The sequence below is a fragment of the Pseudomonas sp. SDI genome, assembly GCF_003105155.1.
Classification (GTDB): Bacteria; Pseudomonadota; Gammaproteobacteria; order Pseudomonadales; family Pseudomonadaceae; genus Aquipseudomonas.
On the sequence record NZ_QETK01000003.1, the window covers coordinates 89,691 to 108,982 of the forward strand.

Here is a 19,292-nt window from a genome sequence, read left to right on the forward strand (position 1 = left end):
GACCGCAGGTTAGTCGCTCAAATCCCTTATATGAATAGATCTTCCGCGTTGTTTCTCGCCTTTGCCCTGCTCCAGGGCTGCCAGTCCCTGAGCCCGGACGCCCGTGACCGTACGGCGCCCGCCGATGACGCCCCTGCGGCCGTCGAGGCCAAGCCGATCGTCTACGGTTCGTTCAGTCAGGACACGGTGTACAGCCTGCTGACCGCTGAACTGGCGGGGCAGCGCAATCGCTTCGATATCGCTCTGGACAACTACATGGCCCAGGCGGAAAAAACCCAGGACGCCGGGATCTCCGAACGCGCCTTCCGCATTGCCGAGTACCTGGGCGCCGACCAGGCAGCACTGGAGTCGGCGCTGCTATGGGCCAGAAACGACCCGGAAAGCCTCGACGCACAGCGCGCTTCGGCGATTCAGCTGGCTCGCGCCGGGCGCTATGACGACGCCATGGTGTACATGGAAAAGGTCCTCCAGGGCCAGGGCGACACGCATTTCGACTTCCTCGCGCTGTCGGCGGCAGAAACCGACCAGGAAACCCGTGACGGCCTGCAAAAAAGCTTCGACCGCCTGTTGCTCAAATACCCGGACAACGGTCAGCTGATCTTCGGCAAGGCCCTGCTGCTGCAACAGGACGGCGACTCGGAACAAGCCCTGCGGCTGCTCGAAGAGCATCCGCCGCAAGCCGGCGAGATCGCCCCGGTGCTGCTCCAGGCGCGCCTGCTGCAAACCCTGGAGCGCGGCCCGGAAGCCCTGCCGCTGCTGCGCAAGACCATCGCCCGCTACCCCGACGACAAACGCCTGCGCCTGACCTACGCGCGCATGCTGGTGGAGCAGGACCGCGTCGAAGACGCCAAGACCGTGTTCGCCGAACTGCTCCAGCAGTACCCGGAAGACGACGAACTGCGCTACTCGCTGGCGCTGGTGAGCCTCGAAGCCAAGGCGCTCGACGAGGCCAGCAACTACCTCGAAGAGCTGATCGCCCGCGACAGCCATGTCGATGCCGCGCACCTTAACCTGGGCCGCATCCGCGAAGAGCGCAACGACCCCGAAGGTGCCCTGCGCGAGTACGCCCAGGTCGGCCCGGGCAACGACTACCTGCCGGCGCAACTGCGCCAGGCCGACATCCTGATCGCCAATGGACGGGCCAGCGAAGCCTCCCGACGCCTGGCCGAAGCCCGCGAAAACCAGCCCGACTATGCGATCCAGCTATACCTGATCGAAGCCGAGAGCCTCGGCAATAACGACAAGGACGCCCAGGCCACGCGGGTATTGCAACAGGCAATCAAGCAGTACCCGGACGACCTCAACCTTCTATATACCCGCGCCATGCTCGCCGAGAAGCGCGGCGACCTTGGGCAAATGGAGAAGGACCTGCGCAGCATCCTCAGTCGCGAGCCGGAAAACGCCATGGCCCTGAACGCCCTGGGTTACACCCTCGCCGACCGCACCAGCCGCTATGCCGAAGCCAAGGGGTTCATCGAGAAGGCCCACCAACTGAACCCGGACGACCCGGCCGTGCTCGACAGCCTCGGCTGGGTCAACTATCGCCTGGGCAACCTCGACGAAGCCGAACGCCTGCTGCGCCGGGCCTTCGAGCGCTTCCCCGACCATGAAGTGGGCGCCCATTTCGGCGAAGTGCTCTGGGCCAACGGCAAGCGCCGCGAGGCGCGCCAGGTCTGGGCCAAGTCCTTCGAGAGCCAGCCCGACAGCCCTATCGTGCGCAAGACCCTCCTGCGCCTGACCGGATCCGAGACTCTATAAGCCATGTTTTTGCGCCATTGCATCACCTTTACCCTGATCGCCCTGCTGGCCGGCTGCGCCGGCTTCGGCCAACGTGAAGCCCTCCAGGGCGAAGGCAACCAGCAAGGCTGGCGAGCCCATAAACAGCAGTTGAGCACCCTTGACGGCTGGCAGATCAACGGCAAGGTCGGCATCCGCGCGCCGAGCGACTCGGGCAGCGGCACACTGTTCTGGCTGCAGCGCCAGGACTACTACGACATTCGCCTGTCCGGTCCACTCGGGCGTGGCGCTGCGCGGCTGACCGGGCGCCCGGGCCAGGTGGTACTGGAAGTGGCCAACCAGGGCCGCTTCGAAGCGCAAAACCCCGAGGCCCTGCTGGCCGAGCAACTGGGCTGGGAATTGCCGGTGTCGCACCTGGTCTGGTGGGTGCGCGGCCTGCCGGCCCCGGACAGCAAGAGCCAACTGACCCTGGACAGCGACAGCCGCCTGGCCCAGCTGAAGCAGGATGGCTGGGACGTGCAGTACCTGAGCTACACCGAACAGAACGGCTACTGGCTGCCCGAGCGGATCAAGCTGCATGGGCAAAAGCTCGATGTGACGCTGGTAGTCAAGGACTGGCAACCACGCCAGCTGGGGCACTGAGATGACCCGCCTGACCCTGCCGGCACCGGCCAAACTCAACCTGATGCTGCATATCCTTGGCCGCCGCGCCGACGGCTATCACGAGTTGCAGACACTGTTCCAATTCCTCGAACACGGCGACGAGCTGAGCTTTGCCGTGCGCGAAGACGGCGAGATCCGCCTGCACAGCACGCTGGACAACGTCCCCCACGAGAGCAACCTGATCGTCAAGGCTGCCCGCAAGTTGCAGGCCCTCGGCAGTTGCCCGCTGGGTGCGGACATCTGGCTGAAAAAGGTCCTGCCCATGGGCGGCGGCATTGGCGGCGGCAGCTCCGACGCAGCCACTACCCTGCTCGGCCTCAACCATCTCTGGCAACTGAACTGCAGCGAAGACCAGTTGGCGACACTGGGCTTGAGCTTGGGCGCCGACGTGCCGGTGTTCGTTCGCGGTCACGCCGCCTTCGCCGAGGGTGTGGGCGAGATCCTCACCCCGGTGGATCCGGAAGAACCGTGGTACGTCGTACTGGTGCCGCAAGTGGCTGTCAGCACAGCAGAAATTTTTTCGCACCCAGAGTTGACACGTGATTCCTTGCCCATTAAGATGCGCCCCGTTCCCAAGGGAAACAGTCGTAACGACTGTCAAGCGGTAGTTGAGCAGAGTTACCCAGAAGTACGTAACTCACTGAATTTGCTAAGCAAATATACAGAAGCTAGACTCACCGGCACTGGAAGTTGTGTGTTTGGGGCCTTCCCAAGCAAAGCTGAAGCTGATAAAGTTCTGGCCCTTCTTACAGAGACCCAAACAGGGTTTGTAGCAAAGGGAAGCAACGTTTCGATGTTGCATCGCTCGTTACAAAAACTGCTCTAGGAGCCGAGTACAAGGTGCTCGCAGCAACAGATACAGGGGCGTCGCCAAGCGGTAAGGCAGCAGGTTTTGATCCTGCCATGCGTTGGTTCGAATCCAGCCGCCCCTGCCATTTTCCTTATACTCATCCAGGTATACCCTCAGCCTTCAGGTACTGCGCGTGTCCAAGATGATGGTCTTTACGGGGAACGCTAACCCCGATCTGGCTCGGCGTGTCGTACGTCAGCTGCATATCCCACTGGGTGATGTTTCTGTCGGCAAGTTCTCCGACGGCGAAATCAGCACTGAGATTAATGAAAACGTCCGTGGTAAGGACGTCTTTATCATTCAGCCGACTTGCGCGCCAACCAACGATAATCTGATGGAACTGGTTGTGATGGCCGATGCCTTCCGCCGCTCCTCAGCGTCTCGAATCACTGCCGTGATTCCTTACTTCGGATATGCCCGCCAGGATCGCCGTCCGCGTTCGGCGCGTGTTGCTATCAGCGCCAAAGTGGTTGCTGACATGCTCACCGTCGTTGGTATCGACCGTGTTCTCACCGTCGACCTGCACGCTGACCAGATCCAGGGTTTCTTCGATATTCCGGTAGATAACATCTACGGCTCCCCCGTTCTGGTGGATGACATCGAAGACCAGCGTTTCGAAAACCTCATGATCGTGTCCCCGGACATCGGCGGCGTCGTGCGTGCACGTGCTGTTGCCAAGTCCCTGGGTGTCGATCTGGGTATTATCGACAAACGCCGCGAGAAGGCTAATCACTCCGAAGTGATGCACATCATCGGCGACGTCGAAGGACGTACGTGTATTCTCGTCGACGACATGGTCGACACCGCTGGCACCCTGTGCCACGCGGCCAAGGCCCTGAAAGAACACGGCGCTGCCAAGGTTTACGCCTACTGCACGCACCCTGTCCTTTCGGGTCGGGCGATCGAGAATATCGAAAATTCCGTGCTGGACGAGCTGGTGGTGACCAACACCATTCCGCTGTCCGCTGCCGCACAAGCCTGTGACCGTATCCGTCAACTGGATATCGCACCGGTAGTGGCTGAAGCGGTTCGCCGCATCAGCAACGAAGAATCGATCAGCGCGATGTTCCGCTAAGGGCCCTGCCCCGGCGAGCCTTGAGTTGACGAAAAGCGCCCCGCCCCAACACCCGCTGTTGGGGCGGGGCTTTTTTGCCCACCCCGTATGGCGCTGGTCGCAAACGCCTGCGGGTGCTGGCTATTTTGGAGATACAAAATGACTGATTTCATCCTGAACGCCCAAGCGCGTACCGACCTGGGGAAAGGTGCGAGCCGCCGCCTGCGTCGTCTCGCCGCCCAAGTCCCTGCCGTTGTCTACGGTGGCGACAAAGAGCCTGCATCGATCACCATGCTGGCTAAAGAAGTGGCCAAGCTGTTCGAAAACGAAGCGGCTTTCAGCCACGTTATCGAGCTGAACATCGACGGCGTCAAAGAAAACGTCGTTGTTAAAGCCATGCAGCGTCACCCTGCCAAGCAATTCATCATGCACGCTGACTTCGTGCGCGTTGTTGCTGGCCAGAAACTGACCGCTAAAGTACCGGTTCACTTCATCAACGAAGAAGCGCCGGTCAAGAAAGGCGGCGAGATCTCCCACGTTGTGAACGAGATCGAAGTTTCCTGCGAAGCCAAGGACCTGCCAGAGTTCATCGAAGTTGACCTGGCTAACGCCGAAGTCGGCGCGATCGTTCACCTGTCGGACCTGAAAGCGCCTAAAGGCGTTGAGTTCGTAGCCCTGGCTCACGGTAACGACCTGGCTGTTGCCAACGTTCACGCACCGCGCGTTGCTCCAGAAGCTGCAGAAGGCGCTGCCGAGTAATCCTACTCAGCACGCCGGCGTTGCCCGGGCCACAGTGCACTGCGCTGTGGCCCACAACTCCAAGGAAGAGCCCCTGACGTGACCGCCATCCAACTGATCGTCGGCCTGGGAAACCCCGGCCCCGAATACGAACAGACCCGGCATAACGCAGGGGCTCTTTTCGTAGAACGCATTGCCAGCACCCAGCGCGTCTCCTTGACGGCTGACCGCAAATATTTCGGCCTGACGGCAAAATTCAGCCATCAGGGCAACGATGTTCGTCTGTTGATCCCGACCACCTACATGAACCGTAGCGGCCAGTCCGTGGCGGCTCTGGCGAATTTCTTCCGAATCAAGCCGGAAGCCATTCTGGTGGCCCACGACGAACTCGACCTGCCGCCCGGCGTCGCCAAGCTCAAGCTGGGCGGTGGCCATGGTGGGCACAACGGGCTGCGCGACATCATCGCCCAGCTCGGCAACCAGAATAACTTTCACCGTCTGCGGCTTGGCATTGGCCACCCGGGTGACAGCAGCAAGGTCTCCGGTTTCGTCCTGGGCAAGGCGCCGCGCGCCGAGCAGGAGAAGCTGGACGCCAGTATCGATTTTGCCCTCGGCGTGCTGCCGGACATCCTCGCCGGCGATTGGACGCGTGCGATGAGAGAGCTGCACAGCCAAAAGGCCTGACTCCACGAAGAGGGATTCACCATGGGATTCAATTGCGGCATCGTCGGCCTGCCCAACGTCGGCAAGTCCACCCTGTTCAACGCCTTGACCAAGTCCGGTATCGCAGCGGAGAACTTCCCCTTCTGCACCATCGAGCCGAACAGCGGCATCGTGCCGATGCCTGATCCGCGCCTCGATGCCCTGGCTGCGATCGTCAAGCCGAACAAGATCCTGCCGACCACCATGGAATTCGTCGACATCGCCGGCCTGGTTGCCGGCGCATCGAAAGGCGAAGGCCTGGGCAACAAGTTCCTGGCCAACATCCGTGAAACCGATGCCATCGCCCACGTGGTCCGCTGCTTCGAAGATGAGAACGTGATTCACGTCTCCAACAGCGTCGACCCCAAGCGCGACATCGAGATCATCGACCTGGAGCTGATCTTCGCCGACCTCGACAGCTGCGAGAAGCAACTGCAGAAGGTGGCGCGTAACGCCAAGGGCGGCGACAAGGATGCCCTGGCGCAGAAAGCCATCCTCGAAAAACTGATCCCGCACTTCACCGAAGGCAAGCCAGCGCGCAGCCTGATGAAGCACATGGCCGACGACGAGAAGGCACTGGTGCGTGGCTTCCACCTGCTGACCAGCAAGCCGGTGATGTACATCGCCAACGTTGCCGAAGACGGCTTCGAGAACAACCCTCACCTGGACGTGGTCAAGGCCATTGCCGAGGAAGAAGGTGCGATCGTGGTGCCGGTGTGCAACAAGATCGAGGCCGAGATCGCCGAGCTGGACGACGGCGAAGAGAAGGACATGTTCCTCGAAGCCCTGGGCCTCGAAGAGCCGGGCCTGAACCGGGTGATCCGCGCCGGTTACTCGCTGCTCAACCTGCAAACCTACTTCACTGCCGGTGTGCAGGAAGTGCGCGCCTGGACCGTGCGCGTTGGCGCCACCGCGCCGCAAGCGGCCGGGGTTATCCACACCGACTTCGAGAAAGGCTTCATTCGCGCCGAAGTGGTCGCGTATGACGATTTCATCCAGTACAAGGGTGAAGGCGGTGCCAAGGAAGCCGGTAAATGGCGCCTGGAAGGCAAGGATTACATCGTCAAAGACGGCGACGTGATGCACTTCCGCTTCAACGTCTAAACCGCCCTTCAGCCCCTGCCGGGTGTTGATGAACCTGAAACCCCTTGAGGAGTGCCGCCTCAAGGGGTTTTCTTTTGTCGGTTGCGGCGCGGCCATGCTGCGTGGTAAAAACACCGCAATTTTCGAGTGCCAGGCTCGGTCATTTATTATTTATCGAGCTAAATGACAACGTCAGCTTGGTTACGCCTAGGAAGGCTTTTAACGTGCGATATCTACCATGAAAAGCGTTTACCTTATCAACAACGTGCAAAGTGGCGGTAAAACCTACCTCGAATATTTACTGCCCGCGCTAAACGCTCTTCGGCATGAATATAACTGCATCGTATTGAACACCCGCCTTACCGGCCTAACTAAAGAAGACGCCGAGCAGACGCTGAACTACCCGGTTCAGGACGTCGAACTGGACTACATTGTTCATTTGAAGTCCGAAATTATCATCTCGAATGACGCCTTTATTGGCCGGGCCCTCGACGAATCGAATTTTGCCGTGTTTATCTCGCACGGCAACGTCGGCATGCCGATCAAGGACAAGCATTACGCCGCCTCCTTGATGTCATTTTTCGATGCGATTGTTTCACCCTCCCGCTCGTTCTTTGCCTTGCTGAAGAAAGGGCTACAGCTTTACCGGCAAGAGCGCCATGTGGACTTGGCGTTTTCAATGCAAGCGGTACGCTCGGACCTTCGAAAAACCAGCGTAATCTCCACCTTGCCGGTCAAGATCCCCGATGTATTAAGTGCGCCGCCAGCGTTTAACCGCAGCCCGGATAAGTATGTCGTCGGCATTCTACCGACGCAAAAAGGCATCTGCGCAAGTGGTGCGTCGTTGTTTGAGAACATGATCGATGTTATTAATGCGGTCAAGGCCCAGGTACCTCGCGCGAGCATTCTTCTGCGCCCTTACATGACCGACTTCGAACATCCGTATATTGCCGAGATGTGCGAGAAGCTCGATCAGTACCCGTGGATCACCATCGATAAAACCAGGAGCCGCAGCGAGGTCTTCTACCAGCAGTGCGACACGATCATTACCGATGCGTCCAGCGGTGGTGTTTCGTTTATGCTCAATACTTGCCGGCTGCCGATTTATTATGTGCCGGCCGATAATGCCAGCCACCCGATTGTTAATGCCTGGCTCGAACAAATGGACGGCTATCTGCCCATTGCGAAAAATGGCGATGAGCTTAAAGACTTGTTGCACGGCTTTGAGTTGCTCAGCCCGGAACAACATTACGCGATCTACCGGAAATTCTACGCGGCCGAATTCGGCGGTTTCCAACACCCGGAAAACGTCTTCCTCGACCTGGTCAAAAAGCAGCACGATTCCGAGTTCAGCTACTTTGCGATGGCTGCCAATGGCGACGTCGACAGCCAGCGCGCTGCACCCCGCGTGACCGCATAAACCCACTCCTTTTTAAAGTGCCCATGAATCAGGTCGATACTAACGTTGCAGGCGCCGGACAGGTCGTGTGGATAACCGGGCTGTCCGGGGCGGGAAAGTCCACCCTGGCCCAGGCGTTTGCCGCCGGGCTTCGCGCCCAGGGCCAGTCGGTGGTGGTGCTCGACGGGGATGAACTGCGCGAGGTGTTCGGCAATACCGCCGACCGTGCGCAGAACTACGACAGGGCCGCACGCCTGGCGCTGGCCATGCAATATGCCCATCTGTGCCGGGTGATTGCGGCGCAAGGGCACATCGTGGTGATCGCGACGATTTCGCTGTTTCATGAAGTGCATGCCTGGAACCGCAGCCAGTTGCCTGGCTACTTTGAAGTCTATTTGCAAGTCCCGCTGGAAGAATTGCGCCGCCGCGACCCCAAGGGCATCTATCGGCGATTTGATGCAGGTGAGCTACACAACGTCGCAGGGCTCGATTTGTCGATTGATGAACCGAGCGCGGCAGACTGGGCCGTGGCGTTCGAGCCGCAGCGCACCCTGGCGACGTTGACTGAAGACTTGCTGCACCGTTTTTATAAAAGGAAATTGGTATGAAAACCGAATGGGATTACACCGTCCTGGCTGACGCTTACCTGAAGCGTCCCGATTACGCCGATGCAGCCATCGACGCGATGCTCTCCATTGCCGGCGCCGAACAAGGCGACCGTTTTTGCGATGTCGGCGCAGGCGTTGCGCACCTGACCCTGATGTTGGCCGCTCGCGGCATGCAGGTCATTGCCGTGGAGCCGAACGACGCCATGCGCCACAACGGCGTCCAGCGCACCCACGAGCTGGCCAATGTCAGTTGGTACGAAGGCACTGGCGAAGCCACCGGGCAAGCCGCCCAGGCGTTCGATATGGTCACCTTCGGTAGTTCGTTCAACGTCTGCGACCGCCAGCAGGCGCTTGAGGAAACCGCGCGTATTCTCAAACCTCGTGGCTGGTTCGCCTGCATGTGGAACCATCGTCATCTCGACGATCCGGTTCAAGCACGGATCGAAGCCATCATCAAGGAGCGGGTGCCGGGCTACGGCTATGGTACGCGTCGTGAAGACCAGACTGCGGTCATCGATGCCAGCGGGCTGTTCGGCCCTGTTGTGCACCTGGATGCACGTGTCACCCACCAACAGAGCGTCGCCGAGTGCCTGGAAGCGTGGCGCTCTCACGCGACCCTGGAACGTCAGGCCGGGGCGAAATTCCATGACGTGATCAGCGCCATCGAGGACTACCTGAACAGCCTCGACGCGGCCTCGATCCAGATTCCGTACTCGACCAATATTTGGGTTGCCCAGCTGAGATAACGCCGATGGCGCTGCACTTCTCTACCAAGGCTGGCACATTGATCAGCCTGCAGGAGCGACTCACCTCGGCGCGCATCGCGCCCTTGCTGGCATTCAGCGTTGGCGACTGGCAACGGGGCCGTCACGCCTGTTTCCGGGACATCCGCGGGCGGTTGGGAAACGGGCCGTGGATCGTGCGCTCCAGCTGTCGGCGTGAAGACAGTGCACAAGCATCCGCTGCCGGGGCGTTTCTCTCGCTGCCTGAGGTCGATGAAGCCGAGCTGGAATCGGCAATCGACCGGGTGATCGCCAGTTATGGCGACGTGCACCTGGCAGACGAGGTGTTGATCCAGCCGATGCTGGGTAATGTGCTGCGTTCCGGCGTCGCCTTCTCCCATGACCCGAATACCTGCGCGCCCTATCGCGTGGTGAACTGGTCGGAAGGCAGCGACACCGCATCGGTCACCGGTGGCATGGGCGGTCGGTTGTGGCAGCAGGCCGCACTCAGCGAAGTAGCGCCTGCACCAGCCCTCGCGCCGGTGATCGCGTTACTCGACGAGTTACTGGCGCTGTTCGATGGCACGCCCATCGATTGCGAGTTCGCGGTCACCCGTGAAGCTGAAGGCGAGGTGCTGTGGCTGTTGCAAGCCCGGCCATTGATCTTGTCGGGCCCAGCGCAATGCGCCTCGGAGCAGGCCGCTCGGCTGGAAACCATTCAGCGCAAAGTGGCGCGGGGCATGCAGCCGCAGCCGTTCCTGATGGGTCAGCGCACTGTTTATGGGGTAATGCCGGACTGGAACCCCGCCGAAATAATCGGCGTGCGCCCCAAGCCGCTGGCACTCTCGCTGTATCGGGATCTGGTCACCGACTCCATCTGGGCTTACCAGCGACACAACTACGGTTACCGCAACCTGCGCAGCTTCCCGCTGATGCCGCATTTTTCCGGGTTGCCGTATATCGACGTGCGCCTGTCGTTCAACTCGTTCATTCCAGCGGACCTCGATGAGGGGCTGGCCGGGCGCTTGGTCGATCACTACATCGATCGGCTGCTGGCCGAGCCGACCCTGCACGACAAGGTCGAGTTCGAGATTGTCTTCTCGTGTTACACCCTGGATTTGTCACAGCGCCTGGAGCGCCTGGCCAGTGCCGGTTTCCTGGAACACGAGCGGGAGGCTATCAGCAGCAGCCTGCGCAAACTGACCAATCGCATCGTTCATCCCAAAGAGGGTTTATGGCGCGCCGATGCCAATAAGCTCGACATGCTCCGCGTGCGCCGCGAAGCGTTGCTGGCCTCCGATGCCGATCCGCTGGCACGCATCTACTGGCTGCTGGAGGATGCCAAACGCTACGGCACCCTACCCTTCGCCGGTCTGGCCCGGGCGGGCTTCGTCGCCGTACAGATGCTCAAGTCGCTGGTCACGGTGGGCGTGTTCTCCCAGGCTGACTACGACAGTTTCATGGGCGGCATTTCCACCGTCAGTGGCCAGCTGGCCCGGGACCGGGCGACGCTCGACAAGGCCACCTTCCTCGCCCGCTACGGCCACTTGCGACCGGGCACCTACGATATCCTTTCACCGCGTTACGACGAGGCGCCGGAACTCTATTTCGACTGGAGTCAGCGGCCTGCGGTGCCGGAGCCAGTCAAGCCGTTTTCGCTGACCCTGCCGCAGATGCGCGAAATCGTCAAACAGCTGGAAGAGCATGGTTTGCAGCCCGATCCGGTCGGCTTGCTGGACTTCATGCAAGCCGGCATCGAACTGCGCGAGACGGCCAAGTTCCATTTCACCCGCAACCTCTCGGATGCGTTGGCATTGATTGCCGAAGTGGGCGCTCAGCACGGTTTGAGCCGCGAGGACATGGCCTATTGCGACATCAATGTGTTCAAGGAACTGCACGTTGCGGCAACCGATCCGAAGGATTTGCTGTCACGCAGCATCGAGCAAGGCAAGGCCCGCTACGCGCAGACCCTGAAACTCTCGCTGCCGCCGGTGATCACCCGGCCGGAGGATGTCTGGTCCTTCGAATGGCCGGAAGCGGCTCCCAATTTCATCACCCAGAAGCAGGTGACGGCACCGGTGGTGAGCAGCGAGGACCGTGACAAGCTCGCCGGGGCGATTGTCTGCATTCCCAACGCCGACCCGGGGTTTGACTGGCTGTTCGCCTACCCGATTGCCGGCTTGATTACCGCCTGGGGTGGCGCCAACTCGCACATGGCCATTCGCGCGGGCGAACTGGGTTTGCCCGCGGTTATCGGTGCTGGCGAGGTGCTCTATCGGCGCTGGTCGGCGGCCAAGCGCTTGCACCTGGACTGCCCTGGGCGCTGGGTGGAGTTGTTGGCATGAAGATCGTTGCCGTCAGTCAGCGGGTGGCGCGGGTCGCAGAGCACGACGAATGCCGCGATGCGCTCGACCAGCGACTGATCGACTTTCTCCTCGCCGGCGGCTTTTTGCCGGTGCCGGTGCCCAATACCTTGTGCCTGCACACACACGAGACCGGGGCGGACCAGGACGCCATGCACGGCTGGCTGACCAGGCTGTCGCCGCAGGCCATTGTGCTGTCGGGCGGCAACGATATCGGCGAGCAGCCAGCGCGTGACACCACTGAAGCACGTCTACTTGACCATGCACGCTCGCGGCGCCTGCCGGTACTCGGTATTTGCCGGGGGATGCAGATGCTCGCGCACGCGGCGGGTGGCCAGTTGAAGCCGGTTACCGGCCATGTGCGAACCCGGCATCGTTTGTCGGGCCAGATCGGTGCCGAGGTGAACAGCTATCACGCTTTCGCCCTGGCCTCGTGCCCGCCGGCTTTTACTGTGCTGGCGCGCAGCGAAGACGGCGAAATCGAAGCGATTCGGCACCTGAGCCTACCCTGGGAAGGCTGGATGTGGCACCCGGAGCGCGAGGAGGTTTTTGCCGCACACGACCTCTGTCGCTTGAAGACATTGTTCGGTGAATGAACGAATTTCATAAGGTGGAACGGTTGTGAAAGCCATTATTCTGGCTGCCGGGCGCGGCAGCCGCATGAAAAGCCTGACGGACGAGCGGCCGAAGTGCCTGGTCGAGGTGCGCGGTAAGACCCTGCTGGCGTGGCAGTTGGCGGCGCTGCGCGCAGCAGGCATCGAGCAGATCGCCATCGTCACCGGCTACAAGCGCGAGCTGCTGGCCAGCCAGGGGCTGGTCGAGTTCCATAATCCGCGCTGGGCGCAGACCAACATGGTTGCCTCATTGGCGTGTGCCGAGTCCTGGTTGCAGGACGAACCGTGCATCGTCAGTTACGCCGATATCTTCTACAGCGCCGCGGCCGTCCAGTCGTTGATGGCCTGCCCGGCCTCGCTGGCGGTTACCTATGACCCGAACTGGCTGACGCTGTGGACCGAGCGGTTTGGCGACCCATTGCTGGACGCCGAAACCTTCCGCCTCACCGGCGCAGGCACCTTGGCCGAAATCGGCAACACGCCCAAGGCCGTAGACGAAGTCCAGGGCCAGTACATGGGGCTGCTGCGCTTCACCCCGGAAGGCTGGGCAGAGGTCGTGCGGCTACGCGCTGCGTTGACGGCGGAACGCCGTGACAACATACACATGACCCACACACTGCAGCAGGTGATCGAGGCCGGGCGGGTGCCAATCCAGGCCTGCGCCTATACCGGCGAATGGGGCGAGGTGGACTCGTCTGAGGATCTGCTTGCGTATCAGTAAATGGAAATGACGAATCGTTTGCTGCCGCTTGCCTGCCACGTGCTGGCATGGTCCCTGGCATTCATCGGGCAGTGCCTGGCGGCGCCCGAGCAGGTTATCCAGATCGGCACCGACGGCCAGCGCTATCCCTTCCTGGTGTTTGCCAACCAGCCGCTGCAGATCACCCAGGATGAGCGCATCGAGCAGGCCGTGGTGATCCTCCACGGAGTAAGGCGCAACGCCGACCATTACTTTGCCATCGGCCAGACACTGCTTGAACGTGCGCAGTTGCCAAGTCGCCAGACGCTGCTGCTGGCGCCCAACTTCCTCGTGCCAACCGACAACCGTGCGCGCAACGACCTGCCGCTGTGGCGCAACGACAGCTGGATGCACGGCGAGCCGGCGGGCTTTGGTCGGGTTGGGGTCAGTGCCTTTCAGGCACTCGACGACATTGTCGGTTACCTTGCCGACCGGGAACATTTCCCGGCGCTCAAGCGCATCACGCTGATCGGCCATTCAGCCGGCGCCCAACTGATGCAGCGCTATGCCATGCTCAACCCGCAGGATGAACGGCTTCGCCAGGCCGGTGTGGCGGTGCGTTATGTGATCTCCAGCCCGTCGAGCTATCTCTACCTCGATGCCAGCCGGCCGCAGCCGCAGGGTTTCGCGCCGCTCACAGCACCCAAGTGCCCAACCTACAACCACTACCGCTATGGCCTGATCGGCTCGCCGGCCTACCTGCTGCGCCAGCGCCTGAACGGCAAGCAGCTGTTCCAGCGCTACGCCGCCCGCGACGTCACCTACCTGGTCGGCTCGGACGACAACGACCCGGCCAACCGACGTCTCGACACGTCCTGCGGCGCGGAACTGCAAGGCAGCAATCGGCTTGAACGGCAGCTTAATTACCGCGCTTACGAGCAGTACCTGGGAGAGCGCTGGGGTGTTCGGGTGAATCACCGGCAGTTTCAGGTGTCGGGCGTCGGGCATAGCGCCACTGGTTTGTATGGCTCGCCGCTGACCGTGCGTAAGCTGTTTCCCGGAGGCAAGACACAACCGTCTGACTGAATGGTTTCACTGAGGATTGCCTCAGCCTTGGCATACCACATAGAATAAGAACGATTAACAATTAACACCTCTTCTATGCGTAGGCATGATCAACGATACAGATGGGTGACACGCTGAAGCCGGCCGAGGTCGCCCAGGACACCTTCGTCCGCCTGCTGCGAGCGCGTCAGGCGCAGCCGCTCAAGGAGCCCCGCGCCTACCTGAGCAGCATCACCCGCGGGCTGATGATCGACCAGTTACGCCGTCGCGCGCTGGAGCAGGCCTACCTGGAGAGCCTCGCGCTGCTTCCCGAGCACGAAGTGCCATCAGAAGAACAGCGCCTGCTGATTCTCGATACCCTCGAACGTCTCGACCAGTTGCTCGACCAGCTCAACCCGCGAGTCCGCCAGGTATTCCTGCTGGCCCAGCTCGACGACATGAGCTGCCCGCAGATTGCCGCGCACTTCGGCGTTTCCCACGCGACCGTCGAGCGCGATCTGGCCAAGGCCCTGGCCGCCTGCTATCGGCTGCGCTATGCCGACGCCTGACGCCCCACTTGGTGCGCAAACGACGACCCGCGATTTCCAGGCCTCGGGCACGGTCACCTACGGTTCCTGGGACGCGCAGCGCTACGTCGCCGATATCTCCGGCCCGCTGACCGACAGCGGCAATGTGCGCGGGCGGATGATCGCCGTGCACGATGACAAGGACTTCTTCCAGGACCCCGCATGGAGCGCAAGGAAGTGTTCTACGGCGTGCTCTCGGCCGACCTCAGCGACAGCACCACGCTCACCGGCGGCCTGGAATACACCAAGCTCGACCCAGTGACCGGCGAAGCCTACGAAATGGGTATCAAGGGCGAGTTCTACGAGGGCCGGCTGAACACCTCGTTCGCGGTGTTCCGCATCAACCAGGTCGGCAACGCCCTGGACGATACCGCCAGCCCCAACCCGTGCTTGCCCAACTACACCACCGGCTACTGCAAGGTGGCCGCCGGCAAGAACCGCAACGATGGCTTCGAGATCAAGGTGTCCGGCGAGGTGCTGCCGGGCTGGCAGATCAGCGGTGGCTATACCTGCACCACCACCGAGTACCTGAAGGACACCGTCGGCAACACCGGCGCGCCGATCCGCACCACCGACCCGAAGCGTCAGCTCAAACTGTTCACCAGCTATCGCCTGCCGGGCGAGTTCAACGCCTGGACCATCGGCGGTGGCGTACAGGCGCAAAGCGACATCTACTCGCTGCAACTCAACGCCAACAATAAGATAGGCGCCACCCCGACCGCCTATTACTGGGGTGACCCGCGCCCTATGTCGGTGACCCTACGCGGTACGTTCTAAGCGTCCGCCGACGAGTGCTGGCTCCAGCCCTCGTCGGCGACGTTGTGAGTTCGCAGCTGGCAGCGGACAACTTGTTAAAACGCTGGAACACGTGTGGAAAAGTTTGGCGAATAGGTCATTGTTACTAATTTTACGCGGAGATTTTTCTGAAAAACCCAATAGTAAAAATCTTATAGCCGATAAAATTTTGCCATCAAAAAAACAACAATTATAGCAAGCGTAATAACCACAAAAACCGCCAACACTTCAAATACCCGACGTAGTTCCTCAACACTAGAAAACTGAGTACACATAAAAAACGTTAAAACCCCAAAACAACCAGTTATAGTATTAAACAAACCAAACACTTTACCTTGAAGATCCGGGGAAATAGCACTCTGAGCACGAGCAAGGCATATAATTGAAGACTGACACCCTATCCCAACGCCGAAAAAGGAGAAAAACACTTCATAAAATGATTCTGCTCGCGAAAAACCCGACAAGGACAATGCCAAGCACAATACGTTAAACACTATAATTTTTCCCGCCCCGTAACGTGAAACTAACCTTGACATCAATAACCCGCCTATAATAGCTCCTACAGAATAGGCAGAATCGATGAGACCATAGGCCTTGGCAGAAAGCCCCAAAACATTTTGAACAAAGGGTGCCAGCAAAGCATTGGACAAATATAAAACATTAGTATTAACAAGAACCAATGCGTACCCACCCAACACAACTGGGCTACGGAAAGCACTAAACATCAGCTTAGCTGTACTTACCAATGTACCCTGCCCCAAAATTAGCTTTGCGGGCCTTATACTAAAAATATCTTCAGTAGAAACAAGCAACCTGGTGAAAACCATAGTTATCAGAAAAGCAAAACTTGCTAGGAATACGATAACGGCACTGCCAAAATAAAAGTAGAGTACTCCTCCACCCATTGCACCAACCACTACCCCAGACTGGCCACAAATCACAGATAATGAGTTTATGGCAAGTCCTCTAACGACAGGCAGGTTCCCTATAATCACTCGCCAAGAAATCAGCTGCGTTTCCGCCAAGCAAGCCATTAAAAAACTTACCAAATAAGCATAAAACTCACTTACACCACCAAAAACAAATGCCCCAGCGTATAAAAACAACGTTAGAAATCTAAAAAACTCTGTATAAATCAATATCTTTACTGGGCGAAATCGATCTGCAAAACTTCCAAGGATCATGGAAAAAAATATACTTGGCACGACGGCAACAAGTAAACTGATCGCCGAACCTGAGGGACTTCCCGAAAGATCCGTAACAACCCAAGTATTTATAAAAAAAAACAACCCAGCGCCTAGCCTAGAGAAAAACATAACTGCCGCATAAAACCCTGAAGAACACATACATAAAGCCTCAAGATCAAAACTCACTAAATATATTTTACCTCTTGACCAAAGCGTTCAAAGTCGAATCCATCCGCATAAAAATCTCTCAAGTAATCTTCTGCCTCCAGCAAATGACCATCAGAATTTCTGCATAACAAATATTCGAGCTCATCAATATTTCTCGACCACCTAAATCCATTATAAAACTCAAACCCCTTAAACTTTGACTTATATATAAATCGCTTCTCACAACAGGTTCCTAGATACACATGAGAATAGTTAAGAGCTTTAAAATAATTGATCACGGCCGTCATCATGAACGTCCCAAGCGACTTCTGGGGTTTATCTATATCGTAAAAAGCAAACCCATATTTAACTATCTTCCTCACACAACTGACAGCGACAACGCCTACAACCTCACTTTCAATTGAAAATACCATGACGTGAGAAGCATTATCTTTATTAAAAATTCTATGCAGCCGATCATTATCGACTACACCCTCTCCGAACCTAAGCGCGGCGCACAGCAAACACATTTTATTTATTGCATTAGTCAGCACAAAATCGTCAATATTAAAAAGTGACATCTTGACATCTTGGCATACTTTAATTGTGCGGCGCGACCTATAGCCAAGTTCAAAATCCCCCAGAACCACTCGTGTACTCCTGGCCAGATAAAAAATAGGCTTACGCGAAGGTAGGAATCCTCGGCTATACAATTCTACTATCTCATCAACCGATTCAGGCATGGCCCATACGACATATGGAAACACATAGCCCTTGTAGTCCTGCTTAACTTCCGAGAAAAAAAATTTCACTTTACCCCATCCCTACCAATATCATCCTTTTGCTGTCTAAGCAGAATGCTTCCCCTGTAATACCATATGATGAGACCTCCTTAAATCCACTCATCTCCAGCCACCCCTTAAGTTCCGTCAAGGCAAAAAGCCGTATACTGTACGGCGCCTCCAAGACTCGACCATCACAATTAAATTCACGAGCAATATTTAACCTCCCACTTCTCACATCATAGTCAAAATAGTCAACCATTAAATTTCCATCCCTCTCCTCTACATTTGCAGCAGGCCTGTTAGCCAAATATCGATCTCGATTAATATGATCTATTAAAAAAACACCCCCTTCCTTTAACATTGATTTGATTTTTGATAGTTGCTCTTGACTCTCCTTATCACCTGCATAGCCAAACGATGTATACCAACTGATCACACAATCAAACTGCCCATCCCAAGTAGCAGACAGAAAATTTTTACTTTGATAATCGACTTCAACGCCACTATTCAGCGAATCATTTACGGCCACTTCTAGAGCGCGCTCACACCAATCCACACCCGTTACACGATATCCACGACGGGCTAACTCATTGGATATACGGCCATGACCACACCCCAAATCAAGGACATGATCATTTTTATTTAACCTACAAAGGCCCTCAATCAAATCGCACTCCCGACTTGTTCGGTCTTTGGTCAAGTACACTTCAGAAAAATAAACGTACAACTCATCGAAGGTATTTATCATAAACGCCTCTAACTATCACCTTAGCCACCTTAGAATACTTTTCAAGACCAGCTTCCTACTTTCAGGGTACTCGCCAAAGTGAGCGCCTAAGTCATGACCTGACCCGCGCACACAGTGATGTTCAGCATCAATGCAGCTCCTTGCTTTTTCTATTAGTTTGCAAGGGATTTCTGCGGGTATCACTAAGTCCGCCTCAGCGGAAATCACCAATAATTTGCCTTTGAATTTCTCAATAATTGAAAAGCACTGACTATCCTCCCAACTTCTATAACGACGAATACAAGAAGAAAAGAACGGGCCAAATGCTACACCCTCTGCACGCTCAGAATATACTGCAGGTATTGCTAAACCTATCCGAGCCACCGATATTTGCGCCGCTATTTTCAACGCATTATGAGCCCCCATGCTAAAGCCTATAACATTGAGATTCCTCTCCAACTTAAATTTCTGCACCACTTTTAATGCCTGCTCTGTTCTTCGCTCCAAACTTGATTCCTGCACGCATCCCCCGGTCCTTCCATGCCCTAGAAAATCAAAAGAAATACTGTCTATATGATGGTCACACAAATGTCTCTGAAGACTATGGAACCCTCTGCTGCTTGAGTTACCAGCGCCGTGCATAATTAGAACTGTCTTTCTGGCCTGCTCGCTTACCCAATGCTGCCCAATTAATACCTCATTTTGATATGAGACTTCAAAATTATCTATCTTCACTTATGGCCTCCTACATGACCGGCGCAAGCGAGGTATTTATAACCATATTAAAGCCTGACCTCACCTACCAAAT

The 19,292-nt window shown here is 57.6% G+C and carries 20 protein-coding genes and 1 tRNA gene; 17 read left to right on the forward strand and 4 right to left on the reverse strand.

From position 1 onward, the window contains the following. The first annotated feature begins 30 nt into the window (after positions 1–30). The 17 genes from DCO48_RS02875 to DCO48_RS02955 all read left to right on the forward strand — a co-directional run bounded on the left by DCO48_RS02875 (position 31) and on the right by DCO48_RS02955 (position 15,620). Complete coding sequence (locus tag DCO48_RS02875) at positions 31–1,758, forward strand: tetratricopeptide repeat protein (protein WP_116549110.1); 1,728 nt, start codon at positions 31–33, stop codon at positions 1,756–1,758. Positions 1,759–1,761: 3 nt separating this feature from the next. Beyond that, positions 1,762–2,379: a lipoprotein insertase outer membrane protein LolB gene (gene lolB, locus DCO48_RS02880; protein ID WP_116549111.1), complete on the forward strand. Its 618-nt coding sequence runs from the start codon at positions 1,762–1,764 to the stop codon at positions 2,377–2,379. A 1-nt stretch (position 2,380) separates the two neighbouring features. Beyond that, positions 2,381–3,226 (forward strand): 4-(cytidine 5'-diphospho)-2-C-methyl-D-erythritol kinase, encoded by an 846-nt coding sequence (ispE, locus tag DCO48_RS02885; protein WP_116549112.1) that lies wholly within the window; start codon positions 2,381–2,383, stop codon positions 3,224–3,226. A gap of 34 nt (positions 3,227–3,260) precedes the next feature. Next, positions 3,261–3,335, forward strand: a tRNA-Gln gene (locus tag DCO48_RS02890). A 48-nt stretch (positions 3,336–3,383) separates the two neighbouring features. Beyond that, complete coding sequence (locus tag DCO48_RS02895) at positions 3,384–4,325, forward strand: ribose-phosphate pyrophosphokinase (protein WP_009405962.1); 942 nt, start codon at positions 3,384–3,386, stop codon at positions 4,323–4,325. Between the two features lie 138 nt (positions 4,326–4,463). Beyond that, a complete protein-coding gene (locus DCO48_RS02900; protein WP_116549113.1) occupies positions 4,464–5,063 on the forward strand; it encodes a 50S ribosomal protein L25/general stress protein Ctc in 600 nt (199 codons plus the stop codon). 78 nt (positions 5,064–5,141) lie between these two features. Then, positions 5,142–5,726, forward strand: coding sequence for an aminoacyl-tRNA hydrolase (gene pth / locus DCO48_RS02905; protein ID WP_116549114.1), 585 nt, complete (start codon positions 5,142–5,144; stop codon positions 5,724–5,726). Positions 5,727–5,747: 21 nt separating this feature from the next. Beyond that, positions 5,748–6,848: a redox-regulated ATPase YchF gene (ychF, locus tag DCO48_RS02910; protein ID WP_116549115.1), complete on the forward strand. Its 1,101-nt coding sequence runs from the start codon at positions 5,748–5,750 to the stop codon at positions 6,846–6,848. Between the two features lie 217 nt (positions 6,849–7,065). Further along, on the forward strand, positions 7,066–8,247 hold the full coding sequence (locus tag DCO48_RS02915; protein WP_116549116.1) for a hypothetical protein: 1,182 nt from the start codon (positions 7,066–7,068) through the stop codon (positions 8,245–8,247). 23 nt (positions 8,248–8,270) lie between these two features. After that, positions 8,271–8,834, forward strand: a complete 564-nt coding sequence (locus DCO48_RS02920) for an adenylyl-sulfate kinase (RefSeq protein WP_116549117.1) — start codon at positions 8,271–8,273, stop codon at positions 8,832–8,834. After that, the gene (locus tag DCO48_RS02925; protein ID WP_116549118.1) at positions 8,831–9,580 is read left to right on the forward strand and encodes a class I SAM-dependent methyltransferase; all 750 of its coding nucleotides are present in this window, start codon (positions 8,831–8,833) and stop codon (positions 9,578–9,580) included. The genes DCO48_RS02920 and DCO48_RS02925 overlap by 4 nt, the downstream gene beginning before the upstream one ends. A 5-nt stretch (positions 9,581–9,585) precedes the next feature. Further along, entirely contained in the window at positions 9,586–11,901 is a 2,316-nt protein-coding gene (locus DCO48_RS02930) for a PEP-utilizing enzyme (protein ID WP_116549119.1), read from the forward strand. Continuing rightward, positions 11,898–12,515: a gamma-glutamyl-gamma-aminobutyrate hydrolase family protein gene (locus tag DCO48_RS02935; RefSeq protein WP_116549120.1), complete on the forward strand. Its 618-nt coding sequence runs from the start codon at positions 11,898–11,900 to the stop codon at positions 12,513–12,515. The genes DCO48_RS02930 and DCO48_RS02935 overlap by 4 nt, the downstream gene beginning before the upstream one ends. A gap of 25 nt (positions 12,516–12,540) precedes the next feature. Continuing rightward, positions 12,541–13,254, forward strand: a complete 714-nt coding sequence (locus tag DCO48_RS02940; protein WP_116549121.1) for a phosphocholine cytidylyltransferase family protein — start codon at positions 12,541–12,543, stop codon at positions 13,252–13,254. Positions 13,255–13,260: 6 nt separating this feature from the next. After that, the gene (locus DCO48_RS02945; protein ID WP_177410590.1) at positions 13,261–14,298 is read left to right on the forward strand and encodes a hypothetical protein; all 1,038 of its coding nucleotides are present in this window, start codon (positions 13,261–13,263) and stop codon (positions 14,296–14,298) included. A gap of 101 nt (positions 14,299–14,399) precedes the next feature. Next, entirely contained in the window at positions 14,400–14,825 is a 426-nt protein-coding gene (locus DCO48_RS02950) for a sigma-70 family RNA polymerase sigma factor (RefSeq protein WP_116549122.1), read from the forward strand. Between the two features lie 180 nt (positions 14,826–15,005). Further along, the gene (locus tag DCO48_RS02955; RefSeq protein WP_256583954.1) at positions 15,006–15,620 is read left to right on the forward strand and encodes a TonB-dependent receptor; all 615 of its coding nucleotides are present in this window, start codon (positions 15,006–15,008) and stop codon (positions 15,618–15,620) included. Between the two features lie 170 nt (positions 15,621–15,790). Here DCO48_RS02955 and DCO48_RS02960 read toward each other — a convergent pair whose 3' ends face one another. Genes DCO48_RS02960 through DCO48_RS02975 form a run of 4 tightly spaced genes read right to left on the reverse strand, consistent with a single transcriptional unit; the run spans position 15,791 to position 19,219 of the window. Beyond that, positions 15,791–17,011, reverse strand: coding sequence for an MFS transporter (locus tag DCO48_RS02960; RefSeq protein ID WP_133247580.1), 1,221 nt, complete (start codon positions 17,009–17,011; stop codon positions 15,791–15,793). Further along, the gene (locus DCO48_RS02965; RefSeq protein ID WP_116549124.1) at positions 17,011–17,784 is read right to left on the reverse strand and encodes a hypothetical protein; all 774 of its coding nucleotides are present in this window, start codon (positions 17,782–17,784) and stop codon (positions 17,011–17,013) included. The genes DCO48_RS02960 and DCO48_RS02965 overlap by 1 nt, the downstream gene beginning before the upstream one ends. A 1-nt stretch (position 17,785) precedes the next feature. Then, entirely contained in the window at positions 17,786–18,505 is a 720-nt protein-coding gene (locus DCO48_RS02970; protein WP_116549125.1) for a bifunctional 2-polyprenyl-6-hydroxyphenol methylase/3-demethylubiquinol 3-O-methyltransferase UbiG, read from the reverse strand. A gap of 15 nt (positions 18,506–18,520) precedes the next feature. Then, positions 18,521–19,219, reverse strand: coding sequence for an alpha/beta hydrolase (locus tag DCO48_RS02975; RefSeq protein WP_116549126.1), 699 nt, complete (start codon positions 19,217–19,219; stop codon positions 18,521–18,523). Positions 19,220–19,292 lie beyond the last annotated feature (73 nt).